This is a genomic window from Gemmatimonadota bacterium (genome assembly GCA_009838645.1).
Lineage (GTDB): Bacteria > JAAXHH01 > JAAXHH01 > JAAXHH01 > JAAXHH01 > JAAXHH01.
In genome coordinates this window covers 45,179-58,768 of record VXRC01000017.1, presented here as the reverse complement: position 1 = coordinate 58,768, position 13,590 = coordinate 45,179, and the positions used below count along the sequence as shown (strand labels likewise).

At 58.9% G+C, this 13,590-nt stretch carries 16 protein-coding genes and 1 tRNA gene; 13 read left to right on the top strand and 4 right to left on the bottom strand.

The genetic code is table 11. From position 1 onward, the window contains the following. Positions 1–26 precede the first annotated feature (26 nt). The 11 genes from rodA (at position 27) to F4Y38_04950 (ending at position 8,146) form a co-directional block, all read left to right on the top strand. The gene (rodA, locus tag F4Y38_05000; protein ID MXY48644.1) at positions 27–1,244 is read left to right on the top strand and encodes a rod shape-determining protein RodA; all 1,218 of its coding nucleotides are present in this window, start codon (positions 27–29) and stop codon (positions 1,242–1,244) included. Between the two features lie 50 nt (positions 1,245–1,294). Beyond that, on the top strand, positions 1,295–2,128 hold the full coding sequence (gene lgt / locus F4Y38_04995; GenBank protein MXY48643.1) for a prolipoprotein diacylglyceryl transferase: 834 nt from the start codon (positions 1,295–1,297) through the stop codon (positions 2,126–2,128). Positions 2,129–2,470: 342 nt separating this feature from the next. Next, the gene (locus tag F4Y38_04990) at positions 2,471–3,199 is read left to right on the top strand and encodes a ComF family protein (GenBank protein MXY48642.1); all 729 of its coding nucleotides are present in this window, start codon (positions 2,471–2,473) and stop codon (positions 3,197–3,199) included. Between the two features lie 77 nt (positions 3,200–3,276). Beyond that, a complete protein-coding gene (locus tag F4Y38_04985; GenBank protein ID MXY48641.1) occupies positions 3,277–4,308 on the top strand; it encodes a 6-phosphofructokinase in 1,032 nt (343 codons plus the stop codon). Between the two features lie 63 nt (positions 4,309–4,371). Next, complete coding sequence (locus F4Y38_04980) at positions 4,372–5,112, top strand: triose-phosphate isomerase (GenBank protein ID MXY48640.1); 741 nt, start codon at positions 4,372–4,374, stop codon at positions 5,110–5,112. Positions 5,113–5,156: 44 nt separating this feature from the next. Beyond that, positions 5,157–5,528: a preprotein translocase subunit SecG gene (gene secG, locus F4Y38_04975; GenBank protein ID MXY48639.1), complete on the top strand. Its 372-nt coding sequence runs from the start codon at positions 5,157–5,159 to the stop codon at positions 5,526–5,528. Between the two features lie 48 nt (positions 5,529–5,576). Further along, positions 5,577–5,660 (top strand) — tRNA-Leu (locus F4Y38_04970). 202 nt (positions 5,661–5,862) lie between these two features. Further along, positions 5,863–6,141, top strand: a complete 279-nt coding sequence (locus F4Y38_04965; GenBank protein MXY48638.1) for a hypothetical protein — start codon at positions 5,863–5,865, stop codon at positions 6,139–6,141. Between the two features lie 12 nt (positions 6,142–6,153). Next, positions 6,154–6,378: a DUF4102 domain-containing protein gene (locus tag F4Y38_04960; protein ID MXY48637.1), complete on the top strand. Its 225-nt coding sequence runs from the start codon at positions 6,154–6,156 to the stop codon at positions 6,376–6,378. Between the two features lie 36 nt (positions 6,379–6,414). Next, the gene (locus F4Y38_04955; GenBank protein ID MXY48636.1) at positions 6,415–7,047 is read left to right on the top strand and encodes a tyrosine-type recombinase/integrase; all 633 of its coding nucleotides are present in this window, start codon (positions 6,415–6,417) and stop codon (positions 7,045–7,047) included. Positions 7,048–7,306: 259 nt separating this feature from the next. Then, entirely contained in the window at positions 7,307–8,146 is an 840-nt protein-coding gene (locus tag F4Y38_04950) for a hypothetical protein (GenBank protein ID MXY48635.1), read from the top strand. Positions 8,147–8,457: 311 nt separating this feature from the next. On the opposite strand, the gene F4Y38_04945 is transcribed toward F4Y38_04950, so the two are convergent. The 4 genes from F4Y38_04945 to F4Y38_04930 all read right to left on the bottom strand — a co-directional run bounded on the left by F4Y38_04945 (position 8,458) and on the right by F4Y38_04930 (position 10,289). Then, entirely contained in the window at positions 8,458–8,766 is a 309-nt protein-coding gene (locus tag F4Y38_04945; protein ID MXY48634.1) for a hypothetical protein, read from the bottom strand. Beyond that, positions 8,763–9,356: an aminoacyltransferase gene (locus F4Y38_04940; protein ID MXY48633.1), complete on the bottom strand. Its 594-nt coding sequence runs from the start codon at positions 9,354–9,356 to the stop codon at positions 8,763–8,765. Before F4Y38_04940 ends, F4Y38_04945 begins: the two co-directional genes overlap by 4 nt. A 407-nt stretch (positions 9,357–9,763) precedes the next feature. After that, complete coding sequence (locus F4Y38_04935) at positions 9,764–9,946, bottom strand: AlpA family phage regulatory protein (protein MXY48632.1); 183 nt, start codon at positions 9,944–9,946, stop codon at positions 9,764–9,766. Continuing rightward, complete coding sequence (locus F4Y38_04930) at positions 9,933–10,289, bottom strand: hypothetical protein (GenBank protein MXY48631.1); 357 nt, start codon at positions 10,287–10,289, stop codon at positions 9,933–9,935. The genes F4Y38_04935 and F4Y38_04930 overlap by 14 nt, the downstream gene beginning before the upstream one ends. Positions 10,290–10,610: 321 nt before the next feature. Here F4Y38_04930 and F4Y38_04925 point away from each other — a divergent pair, with 321 nt between their 5' ends. Beyond that, a complete protein-coding gene (locus F4Y38_04925) occupies positions 10,611–12,323 on the top strand; it encodes a peptide ABC transporter substrate-binding protein (protein ID MXY48630.1) in 1,713 nt (570 codons plus the stop codon). Between the two features lie 21 nt (positions 12,324–12,344). Next, entirely contained in the window at positions 12,345–13,589 is a 1,245-nt protein-coding gene (locus F4Y38_04920; GenBank protein ID MXY48629.1) for an alanine--glyoxylate aminotransferase family protein, read from the top strand. Position 13,590 lies beyond the last annotated feature (1 nt).

The window sequence follows — 13,590 nt, the reverse complement described above, 5'->3', positions numbered from 1 at the left end:
CGCCCGGGGAACACGACTGAAATACCATGGAAACCCATTTAAGCCGCACGCTCGTCATCATATCCATCCTGTTGTCGGTGATCGGCATCATCGTGATCTACAGCGCCACGCGGGACGAGACCGGCCTGGGCACGTCCCGTTACATGCTGCAGTCCATGTGGTTCGTGGCCGGCATCGGGGTGATGTACATCACGTCGGTTTTGCCCATTCGTTTCCTCCAGGCCATGACCATTCCCGTATTCGTCGTGGTGATGATCCTGCTGGTCGTCGTGCTGGCTTCCGAAACCGTCAAAGGGTCCAGCCGGTGGATCAGACTCGGTTTCATCGGGATTCAACCTTCCGAACTGGCGAAGATCGCCGTCATCATGGCGCTCGCGCAGTATCTTTCCCAGTTGCGGACCAACATACACCGGCCCTCGATCATGGCCACCTGCGGCGCGATCGTGGCGTTACCCGTTTTCCTTATCCTGTCTCAGCCCGACCTGGGCACCTCCATCGTCTTCGGGGCGATCTTCTGCGGCGTGCTGCTCTGGGCGGGGTTGAGCGTCCTCCAGCTGCTGCTCATGGTATCCCCGCTGATCGGCGTCGTGATCAGCGTCGTGAGCGGGTTCGACTGGGTTATCTGGTCCGTATTCATTCTGATCGTGGCGGGCATCATGTACCTGATGTGGCCGCCCCGGTTCGTCACCGTATTCCTCACCGTCACGCACCTGGCCGTGGGCCTGGGGGCGGAGCCCCTGTGGGATTCGCTGCACGACTACCAGCAACAACGCGTCGAAACCTTTCTGAATCCCCAGGTCGATCCGAAGGGCGCGGGATACCAGATCATCCAGTCCAAGATCGCCATCGGATCGGGCGGATTGTTCGGACGCGGGTTTCTGCAGGGATCCCAGACCAGCCTTGCGTTCCTGCCCGAGCAGCACACGGACTTCATCTTCTCGGTCATCGCCGAGGAATTCGGGTTCGCCGGCTCGATGGCCGTCCTCGTCCTGTACTACATCTTCATACTTATCGGGATCTACATCGCGATGAACGTCAAGAGCCGGTACCAGAGCCTGCTCGCGGCCGGCTGCGTATCCGTCTTTACTTTTCACGTGATCATGAACGTGGGGATGGCCGTCGGTGTGCTGCCGATCTCCGGCGTACCCCTGCCCTTTCTCAGCTACGGCGGCTCCTTTCTGATGACCAGCCTGATCCTGTGCGGCCTGCTGTTGAATGTCTGGCGCCATCGATTTGACTACTGAATGCGGTTTCACGCCTGAATGCCGGCTACCGCCGCGAACGAGGAAAGTCCATGCATCCCATCCTTTTTGAGATCGGTCCGTTAACCGTACGCACCTATGGCCTGTTACTGGCCGTTTCATTCATCGCAGGCATTCTTCTGGCGCTGAGGCGGTCCAGGGCGCGTGGCCTGAACCAGAACCAGATGATCAACATGAGCCTGCTCATCATGGTCGCGGGCATCGTCGGCGCCAGGATCATGTACGTCATACCCCACTGGAACGAGTTCAGCGCGAACCCCCTCGACATCATCAGTCCCTTTCAAAGCTCCGGTTCGATCGGCCTGACCGGCCTGACCATGTACGGCGGGTTCATCGCGGCGGTCCTGGTATCCATCCTCTACCTGCGCGTGAACCGGTTGTCCATCTGGAGGGCCTGCGACGCCTTTGCGCCGAGTATCGCGCTCGGTATCGGCGTGAGCCGCGTCGGCTGTTACATGAACGGCTGCTGTTTCGGACTTCCCACCGAGTCCGCCCTGGGTGTCGTCTTCCCGGCGTTCAGCGCGGCGGGCTCGTTCTACCCGGACGTACCCCTGCATCCCGCCCAGCTTTACAACGCGGTGCTGGGCTTCGGTCTTTTCGGCCTGTTGATGTGGCTGGACCGCAAGCCCAGATACGACGGATTCATCTTCGCCGTGCTGCTGATCGCCGAACCCGTCACCCGGTTCTTAGTCGATCTCTTCAGGTACTATGAATCGAGCATGACCCTCGGCAGCCTGGGCGGGATGGCCCTGTCCGTGAACCAGGGCATCAGCATCGTCCTGTGCGGCCTGGGACTCCTCCTCCTGGGATTGGCCAGGAACCGTGCGCGGCAACGCTCGTCGCGAAGCCGGGTCCGCCGCGGGTAGCGGTCCGATCGCGCGTAATGGATCCGTGCGCGGTAGCCCGCCGCGGGTGATGGTCCCGTGCGCGATGGCCGTGCGTTCATTGCGCTGCTGTAATTCCTTCAGACCGGCCGGCGTGTCGCGCGTATTGGTTCGTTACGCGGCGGCCGCGCCGATGCATGCCGTATGCTTCCGGTCCCAATACGCTTAAAATTCGAGTATCACCCGGCCTGTTTCATACTGATAACAGGGAAGGACTGCCGGACTCCGGCATGGTCCGGTCCGGCCGGTCCGGAGGTTTCAATGCGTGCACACACGCGGGTGTCTATCGTTCATATCATGCACTAGCCGGTCTGGAAGATACCTATGGCCCTGTTTGCCCATACGTTGCGCACGGCAGGCCGCACGGCACTGGACATGGCATATCCTCCGTGCTGTGTCCTTTGCAAGGCCCGGATCTTCGACGAACGTAGCGCCGTGTGCGACGGTTGCGGATCGGGACTGCTTTCGATCGATGCGCCGTACTGCGAACGATGCGGCCATCCGCTGTGCACCCCGGTGGCCTCGTGTCCGGCCTGCCCGGGCCGCACATTCTATTTCGAGGGCGCGTTTTCCGCGTTCGTATTCAACCGGCCTCTGCAGGATCTCATCCACCTGCTCAAGTACCGGAACCGCCCCGGGATCGGCCGGTTCCTGGGATCCCTGCTGGCAAAAAGGGTTGAACAGGAACCGGGGATACCGCATATTACGGGCGTTTTACCAGTGCCCCTGCATCCGCTCAGAAGGCGGGAAAGGGGCTACAACCAGAGCGCGTGCATCGCCCGGGGCATATCGGACGTAACGGGCATTCCGGTGCTGGAAGACGTGCTTGGGCGTAACCGGAACACGCCGACGCAGACCTCGCTGAGTCCCGAAGCGCGGATGGCCAACGTCGAAGGGGTGTTCGAATTGGCCCGGTCCGACGCGGTGGACGGCGCCACGGTATCGCTGGTCGACGACATATTCACTACGGGGGCAACGATAAACAGCTGTGCCCGGGCCCTGCTCCAGGCAGGCGCCGGTAGGGTGTTCGCCCTGACTGTCGCGCGCGCCTGAGTCCCTCCGATTCACTGTCGGCGCCGCGGGCAACCCGGCCCCTTCGTACCACCTGCACGCGGGAGAGAAGACTTCAAATGCATATCGGTATCCTGACGGGCGGCGGCGATTGCCCGGGTTTGAACGCCGCGATCCGGGCGGTAACCAGGCGGTCGATCAAGTCCTATGGCTCGACGGTCCTGGGCATACGCAATGGATGGGCCGGACTGATCAACAACGATACCAGTCCACTCAGCCTGGTCTCCGTATCCGGCATACTGCACCGGGGCGGAACCATCCTGGGCACTTCCAGGACCAACCCGATGAAGGACGAAGGCAACATCGACCGGATCAAGGAGAACGTCCGGGATCTGGGCCTGGATGCAGTCGTCGCCATCGGCGGCGAGGACACCCTGGGCGCCGCGGCCGCGCTGAACGAAGCGGGTATTCCCATGGTGGGCCTGCCGAAGACGATCGACAATGACATCGTCGGGACGGACATGACCTTCGGCTTCGATACGGCGGTCACGATCGCCACCGACGCCATCGACCGTCTCCATACCACCGCGGAGTCCCACCACCGGGTGATGGTCATCGAGGTGATGGGCCGGCATACGGGGTGGATCGCCATCAAGTCGGGAATCGCCGGCGGGGCGGACTGCATCCTGATCCCGGAGGTCCCCATGGACCTGGACGAGGTCTGCGCGCTCGTCAAGCAGCGCATCGACCGGGGCAAGACGTTCAGCCTCGTCGTGGTCGCCGAGGGTTTTACGATGAAGGATACTCCGGGCCAGGTGACCCAGGACGATCAGGTCGATGAATTCGGTCACGTGCGGCTGGGCGGTATCGGAGAAGTGGTCGGCGCCGAGATCGAACGGCGGGCGGGCATTGAAACCAGAGTGACCATCCTGGGGTACATTCAACGCGGAGGATCGCCCACGCCCTACGACCGCGTCCTGGCGACGAGGTACGGTGTAACCGCGGCCGACCTGGTGCACGACGGGGATTTCGGCAAGATGGTGGCGTTGAAGGGCTCGAGGATCGAGAGCGTGCCGCTGGCCGAAGTGACCGGCCGGATCCGCACGGTCGACATGGAGTTGTATGACATTGCCCAGGTGTTCTTTGGTTAGCCTGCCAACGGAGTGGTTGTGAAAACGGCGGCGCGCCGGTTGATCATCGCCGGCAATTGGAAAATGCATACCGACCTGGTCGAAGGCGCTTCGCTGGTCGCCGAGGTGATGGAACGCACGGAATCGCTCGCCCTGGCCGCGGATCTGGTATTGTGCCCGCCTTTCACCCACCTGACCGTGGCGGCCACGCAGCTGTCCGGCAGTTCCATTTCACTGGGCGCTCAGCACATGCACGGCGCCCCGGAAGGCGCGTACACGGGGGAAGTGTCGGCCAGAATGCTGTTGACTTCGGGGTGCAGGTACGTTATATTGGGGCACTCCGAAAGACGGATGTATTTCGATGAAACGAACGAGTCCGTCAACGGCAAAGTGAGATCGGCGATTTCATCGGGTCTCACCCCGATCCTGTGCGTCGGCGAGACGCTGGAAGAGCGGGATGCCGGCCGTACCGAGCAGGTAGTCGGCGAACAGGTTCGAGCGGGTCTTTCCGGTACGGATCCCGGGACGCCCGACGGTCTCGTCCTGGCTTACGAACCGGTCTGGGCAATCGGAACCGGCAAGGTGGCTACTCCCGATCAGGCAGACCAGGTGCACGGTCACCTGAGGAAGGTGATCGCGGGGTTGTTCGGCGACGACTTCGCCGGCCGAATCCGAATCCAATACGGAGGCAGCGTCAAACCTGATAACGTGGGCGCGTTGATGGCCCGGCCGCACATCGACGGTGCGCTCGTGGGTGGTGCCAGCCTGGACGCCTCCTCTTTCGAGGACATCGTCCGGGCCGGACTGGGAATCAATGGCGGCTAGCAGAACCCGACCGGCCGTCGGTCGACATTCGAAGGATACATACCGTGTTTACCACCGTGGTTGCAGTGCATGTGCTGGTCTGTCTCGTTCTGATCCTGTCCGTCCTGCTGCAGTCGGGAAAGGGCGGTGGCCTGTCCAGCGCTTTCGGCGCGGGCGGACCTACCAGCGGCATGGCCGGCCAGATGTTCGGCGGCCGGGGCGCCGCGACATTCCTGGGCAAGGTGACGACCGTGCTGGCGACGCTGTACATGCTGATCGTCATCGGGCTGAACCTGTTGCCCGACGACTCGCAAGGCACGCGAAGCATCATCCTGGATGAAGCCCTGAGAAACCAGCAGGCATCCCCCGCCCAGGGATTGCCCGACGCGGGATCGGGCCTGCCCGCCGCTCCCGGGGATCCAGGGTCCACGCCTTAGTCATTCGACCATTGCGAGGCGGTCCAGCCGCCGGCCGGTCGTCATGACGCCGAAGTGGTGGAATTGGTAGACACGCTGTCTTGAGGGGGCAGTGGGAGAAATCCCGTCGCGGTTCGAATCCGCGCTTCGGCACTTACGGCATCGAACCATAAAATGCCACAGTGATTCATAGAGTACCGCCGGAAGCCTACACCACAGGCGTTCCGGCGTTTTTTTGTGGATTTTTCGGTTTCTCAATGTGTCATAACATCCCGTTTTATATGTTATAATAAATAGGTTAATGACGGGTTAGAGTCCGCCGATTTTATTTTTGTACAAAGGGGGATTTGTACACATGAGGAAACTTCACGGTTGGCAGCGGTTATGGGTATTTTTGGGCATATTCTGGATCATTATCGGCGCAGTAGCGGGATATAATGAAATGTGGGTTGTTGACTTCGATCAAGTCATTCGATCACTTACCCAGCCTGAAACGGGCGATCCGACACCGATATTCAGACCCTGGGAGGGGATCAAGGTGTTCATGGTTTTTGTGATTGCCTGGTTGTTCCTGTACTTCTTCGGCATGGGAGTGGCTTGGGTGATCCGGGGATTCAGACAGTATGGGGCATAAGGGGATATACACATGCGAAGACTGAACGCAGCACAGTGCAAGACGATCTCGAAGCCCGGATTCTTTCGCGCCGACGATACGTTATACCTGTGCGTGAAAGACACTGGGAGAAAAAGCTGGGTCCAGCGGATTGTCGTTGACGGCCGCCGCGTCAACATGAGCCTCGGTCCCTACCCTGTTGTAACCCTCTCCGAAGCTCGAGATCAGGCCCTGGACAATCGAAGGCTGGTCCGTTAGGGTAAACATCCCCTTATCGAAAAACAACGGGCACAGTTGCTGACCTTTAAAGATGCGGCAATCAATACCTACGAATCACTGAAACCCACGTGGAAGTCTCGCCATACGGAAAAAATGTGGCTTCAAGCTATTGAAAAGTACGCCTACCCGAAGATAGGCAACATTACGGTCGACCGGATCACCGAAGACCACCTGCTCGAAATCCTGAAACCCATCTGGACCTCCAAGCCGGAGACCGGTCGCCGTGTCCGGCGCCGAATCCGTGCCATTCTGGACTGGCGCAGGGAGCATTGTTTTGTCCAGCAGAACGTCGCGGACAAACCATTCAAAACCGCATTACCCGCCATGCCAAAGGTGAAGGAAAACTACCGGGCCATTGATTACCGAGAATTGCCCGCCGCGGTGAAGTCCATTGAAACGGAGATATCGTCCCTGCCGTCGAAGCTGTGTATCCTGTTCGTGATTTACACGGCTTCAAGGACCGTTGAAGCAAGGGGCGCCCTGTGGAGAGAGATCGACCTTGAAACGGCAATCTGGGTGATCCCGAAAGAACGGATGATGGCCGACAAACCACACCGCGTTTCGCTTTCCCGATCCGCGTTGTCGGTGCTTGAACGGGCAAAACCGCTTCGCAATGATTCCAGCCTGGTATTCCCCTTCGTCTGTTAGCCCTCATCAGCCTATGACAAGCGCGGCGCTGGTTAAGGCATTGAAACAGATCGGTCTATGGGAAAGGACGACCGTACATGGCTTCCGTACATCCTTCAGGACCTGGGCGTCCTAGTGTACGGATGTACCCCGCGATGTGTGCGAGATGGCACTTGCTCATAAGTAGGTAACGCAGTCGAACGGGCCTATTCGAGAAGCGATTTACTGTAGAAGCGTACCACGCTAATGCAGACGTGGGATGATTTCTTAGGAGGTTAAAGTGATTTCAGGACAAGAAACTAGAGATCGATTTAGAGAAGTGCTGGGTTCAGATGTTGGTGATGAGTTTTATGGCTTGTATTGCGACTACCACGACGCTCAGGTTCTATTTGAGGAATACAGAGTATTGTTTGGCAATCCAAAAGACGTAAACATGTTAAATGCAATTGGAGGTAGGTTTTTCGGACTCATCCAGCAAATCATGCAAGATAGTTTGATACTTTTCATAACACGATTAACTGATAGACCGACAATGGGGGGACATGAATGCTTGTCTATTCGAATTCTTCCACTTCGCATTAAAGATGACCAGAACCGTGAAATACCTGATAGATTCAGAGATCCCGAGTGGGTAAAAAAGTTGGATGAACTCGTAAAGAAGGCTAAAAAGAAGGCCAAGTACGCCAGACAACATCGAGATAAGCGTATCGCACATCATGATCGTGATACCACGATACCATATGAATCTGCAAGTCCACTAAAGCCGTTGAATATCATAGAAGTAAAGCATGCTTTAAAACGTATCTGTATAGTCATTTACTACGTTTTGGCAAAGATGGAACCAGGTACTCACTTCCTCAACACGTTGGTGTATCAATCAGGGGCAGGTGATTTCCTAGCTCACGAAAGGCTAAGGATCGAACTCCTTCTAACTATAGGTTCGCATGTCGATTCGGAAATTAATCCGAATACGCCATTCTATAGACGCGCCAATTCAGTTTTTGATAGATTCAATGTGGATCTATCCAGATTAGACAGTGAAACTCGGAGTAAGTATATGGAGCTCTTTCGCGATTTTGAATGGGAAGTTAAAGGCTTTCGGGATAAGGGAGTTTCCTGACGTATCTCAGGTATTCGGGAAAGTTGAACGGCTGCCGAGTTTCCTGCTCATGGTTCAGGTCAGGGGACAGCACGGGACGTTGGAAAAGCAGCCTGTCCAGCCAGTCGGCGAAGGACTGATCCTCCGAGCAGTATGCAAATCGGGGCCGTGTCTGACGGTATTTCACAGTGGCGGTCCGTTGTCTCCGTAATAGCCGGGCGTAGGCGCATGCCTCGCAGTACCGCGCAGCATTCGGCCTCATCGAAATATCGGTCTGGCGTTCGGCGCACTTGCGCACCTTGCGGCTCCGCCACGCTCAGAGGGGTTGTTGTTTACGTTCCTTCTGTTTCCTGCGCAACCCATTTCCGGAATAGTTCGCGCTCTTCCGCAGTAATCTCCTCAACCAGGTAAGCGTACTTTTCATACTGGGTGTAGGGTATACTCTGACTGCGGTTGATGCAGCGAAACAAGCGATAGTAACTGCGGATTATAGTCGTAGGTTCGGAATCGCTTTCCGGAAACCAGGCTTTGGTTTCATTTCGATCTACTCGGATCTCGAAATCATCGTAACGCCGATTGCCGTTTTCTTCAATCCATGAAAGTCGCATCTTGATCCTCCTTGTGATGTTGATGATGGTCATGCTGCTTTGAGTTTCCGAATCTGCCGCCGTAGGTTTGCTCCCTCCTCCTTTATGGCCAATTCCTTCGCCTCCTCAAGTGATGCGGCCTGGCACTCGCGGAGGCGTTTCTGCATATCATCGAGCTTGGTCAGGTTACGGTCTACCTCCTCCTTCCCGCTCACAGCACAGGCCTTTTCGTAGAGGTCCGGCCTCCTGGCCTCCATCACGGCGATCTCCTTCTTCGCCTCTGCGATCTGGCGTTTCAGTTCATCGATCTCCGTCCGAACGGCAGCCTTTTCCATCTCCGCCTTGTCCACCGTCGTCAGGCGTTTCGGTGCTCCCTCGAGGGCGGCTTGGACCGTTTCAAGAGTCGCAATTTGCGACTCTTGTTGGCGAGCTAGCTTCATGGCCCGGACCAACAGGTCCTTTGTGAGCCGCTTCGCTTCGTGCCACTTCCAAAACTCGCCGTGAGGTAGTTCCCGCTTTGCCTTCGTGAGCCAGACGCCGAGAGTATACGTCTCCTTGACGGCGCGACGGCCTAGGCTTCGCAATTCATTGAGGCTCCGATCCACGGCCTGGTCAATCTCACCCATCTTCGTCAAGCTGCTCATGGTACCTCTCCTTTCACCGAATCGGTAAATATCGGTGATTCACGAAATTTGCCTGCCCTCTAAGGACTGTAGTGTATATAGAGGGAGTCAGTTCTTTGCTCATGGAAGACGGACGCAACAGCCTTTTTTCGCGCGTGTGCGCGTGGTGGATCCGCGTTCCGAGATGCAAGTGACGGAACGCCCCCACACGACGAGTTTATGGTCTGCCTGTGGGGTCAGGGACTCTTGGACGGAGACCTCCCGGCCCGCCGCTGCCGCTCCCTGCTTCGCCTGCGGCTGCCGAATTCAGCGCCTCACGGTATCGGCTTCGATCAAGACCACCTGCCCGCCGTCCGCCCCGCGTGCACGCCCAGCTCTCGCGGATCACCGACACCGGATGGCCAGAACTGCACTTACTAAACTTCGTCTTACGACCCTCGGCGGTCGATCCAGGACGTGATCTCGTCCTCGTACCATCGGAGGCTCCGCTCGCCGAGTCTGACCGGCTTTGGAAATCGGCCGGATTCTACCCAGCGAAGCAACGTGCTCCGCGAAATAGCGAGGCGATCCTGGACCTGAGCCCTCGTAAGCAACCGGTCACTTTGATTCACTGTCGGCCTCCCGCATTTTTTCGAGCCTTTCCCTCAGGATGTCTGCGGAGTAGATATCGATTTGACCCGGAAAGATTTCCCACTCGCCTTCTTCAGTCGTGACAACAAAACTCGTACATTTGATGTCCTCTAACCGTCTCTTGAACCAGTTATGAACGCCTTGCTCAGCCCAGTAATTCAGGACCTCAAAAAGTGGCAGCAACGTTACCTTCGATGTTTCGCCGATTCTCAACGTATGCTCGTTCTTGATTCGGTCGCGTTGCATAGCTTTGATAATCGCGTCACGGCCTCGAGCAACCAGATACGAAGCCGCGTCGATGGTGACAAGCTGTTCCCGTACCATGATATCTCCTCCTGATATGGGTCTGTCCTGATTGTCCATGATGTCCTTGCTGTCCATAATAATATGACAATATGGACAAGTCAACATCTTTTTTCAGGGTTGCCCCATGCCGCCTGGGATTTTACATTACAAATACAGTGCCTTCGCCGTAGCATGGATTAACGAACGTTATAAAAGTTTATTATCGAGAAACGTAACCTAAAGGGCAAAAGCGGGTTACGGGAGTTGTTCGAATCCGCGCTTCGGCATTCCAACCTCAAATCACGATTTACATATCCGTCCACGTCATCCGGAAGGCGTCCTATGTGTCCGGTGCGTCTATTGGTCCCCCTGATCGCCGGCCTGGCGACCCTGGCCGTCGTCTCCCTATCCTCCGGTCAGCCCGGTCAGCCCGGTCAGCCCGGTCAGCCCGGCCAGCCCGGTCAGCCCGGCCAGTCCGGCCAGCCCGGTCAGAACCAGCTGACGAACTCGGTGGGCAAGGTCATGCCGCCCGATGCCGCTCCCCTGTCCCGGCAGGTCCTCCGCGTGATGAACATGGAGCCGCGCAGCATCGACTCCGGCATCCATCCATATGATGACGAGGGGCTGGTGATGAGGCCCTTCGAAATGCTGATGTGGCGCGATGAGTTCATGCAGCCCGTCCCGGGGGCCGCCGAGCGCTACGAACGGTCCGAGGACGGCCTGTCCTGGACCTTTTATCTGCGTCCCGGCGCCCGGTGGAGCGACGGACGACCGGTCACCGCCCACGACTTCGTGTATACCTTCCGGCGGAACATCGATCCCGCGTCGGCGAACATCTACGCGAATTTCTACTACGACTTCAAGAATGCCCGGGCGATCAACCAGGGGCAGATCGAGGACTTGGCGCAACTGGGCGTCCGTGCGCTGGACGACCTGACCCTGGTCATCGAGACCGAACAGCCGACGCCCTACCTGCTGTACATCATATCCTTTCCGGACACCTTCCCCGCGCCGCGCTGGGCGGTGGAGAAGTACGGCCGCAAATGGACCGAGCAGGGCAAGATCGTTACCAACAGCGGCTTCAAGATGGCCGAGTGGATCTCCGGCAGCCATATCAAGTACGTGCCGGATCCCATGTACAACGGTCCCCACAAACCCTATCTGGAACAGGTCGTCCAACTGTTCCGGGAGCCCGCGGCGGCCAATATCCTGCCCTACGAGAACGACGAAGTGGACATGGAAGCGGTCGACCTGGCGGAGCTTCAGCGCATCCAGAGCGACCCCCGGCTCGGCAAGGAGATCGTCCGTTCGCCGAGTTACCAGACCTGGTACTTCATTTTCAGGACCCTGGAACCGCCCTTCAATGACATTCGGGTGAGGGAAGCATTTGCCCGGATCATCGACCGCGAGTCGATCTGCCGCGTGATTCTCCAGGGCGCGGGCATCCCGGCCTACTCCATGATACCACCCGGGTTCGATGCCTACGCGGGGCCGGAATATGAACCGTTGCAGGGCTATGATCCGGACCGGGCCAGGCAGCTCATGGCCGAGGCCGGTTACCCGCGTGGAAGGGGATTCCCGACCGTCGAAACTTGGCTGCGGGCGCCCAATCCCATCACCCGCCGCATCGCCGAGGCGATCCAGGGGATGTCGAGTAATCATATCGGGGTGAACATCACCTTCCGCAGCGCCGACATGGGTTCCTACATGAGCGCCCTTTTCGACTGGCGGATTCCCCTCGGATTCATCGCCTGGGGCGCGGACTACCTGGACCCGAGGAATATGCTGGACATGACCTGGCATTCCCGGCCGCGGGGAGCGCAACGCCAGGACTGGACGAATCCCGCCTTCGACGATCTCGTGGACCGGGCAATCGGGGAAACCGATCCCGCCAGGCGCACGAAGATGTACAGACAGGCCGAACGGGTCCTGGTGTCCGACTACGGCGGGGCATTCGTATACCATCCGATCGGTTACGGCCTGCGCAAGCCCTGGTTGAAGGGGTACTCGAAGCGGCCCGACGGCACGGTCGGTAGCTTGATGTGGACCGAGGTCTACATCGGTGAGCACTGAGGACAGGCGAGGAGGCCCGATATGACCGGAGAACAAGCCGCCGTTCAGACGGAACAGCGCATCAACATGAGTTGCGGGCAGACGCCCCTTTCGCCCGCCTGCCTCGCGGCCATCGGGGAGCAGCTCGTGGAACCGGTCTACTATTCCCATTACCCCGAGATCGAAAAAGAAACCTGCCTCATGCTTAAAGAACTGATGCACACGGGGAACGGTCCCATGCTCATACCGGGATCCGCCGTGTACGGCCTGGAAGCGGCCATGCTCGGCACCGTGGAGTCCGGCGACCGCGTGCTGACGGTACAGACCGGCGTCTTCGGGCGGCTGCTTACGGAACTGGCCAGGTTCGCGGGCGGGGACACGACCGAGATCGCCCTCGAGGAAGGACAGTCGGTCGACCCGGAAACGATCCGCGGGCACCTTCTCGAGGACCCGGAAATCAGGCAGGTCGCGCTGGTCCATTGCGAAACCACGACCGGCACGCTGAATCCCATCGAGGCCGTCGGGCGCATGTTGAAGGACGAGTTCCCCGATATGATCTACATGGTGGACTGCGTTTCGTCCTTTGGAGGGGTCGAGGTGCGCGTCGACGAATGGGGCATCGACCTGATGGTCACCACGACCCAGAAGTGCCTGAACGCGCCCCAGGGCCTCGCGATCGTGGCGGCCAGCGAAAAAGCCTGGGACAAGATCGAAAACCTTCGCAGCGCGCCGCGGGCCATGTGCCTCGATCTCCACTCCTGGCGGCGCTACGGCATGGAAGGAGGGGCCGCGATGGGGTACGGCGCGGTCGAAAAGGGCGGCGTCCCACGTGCGCGACAACCCCATCCCAGGGACTGGCCCGTCCATGGCCCCCATGCGTCATACACCCTGGTCGCGGGGCTGCACGCCTCGCTGAAGGCCATCATGGACGAGGGGCCGGACCGGGTTTACCGCCGCCAGTACGTCGCCTCCAGGGCGGTGCACGCGGCATTGCGGGCCCTGGGACTCGGGATCGTGGCCGCGACGGAGGCGTCGGCCGCACCGGTGGCGACGCGCATCGCACTGCCGGACCACCTCGACGCGACCGCGTTGAATCGGATCCTCTTCGAAGAACACGGGATCGCGCTCAGCAGCCTCGCCCGGATCGGCACCATGGGCTTCATGGCCGTACCCGGGCACGTGCTGCGTACGATCTCGGCGCTGGAGCAGACCCTGGACCGGATGGGATGGGCGGTGGAAGAAGGCGCGGGCGTGGCGGCAGCCCGGGAGGTTTTCGAGCGATCCTAAG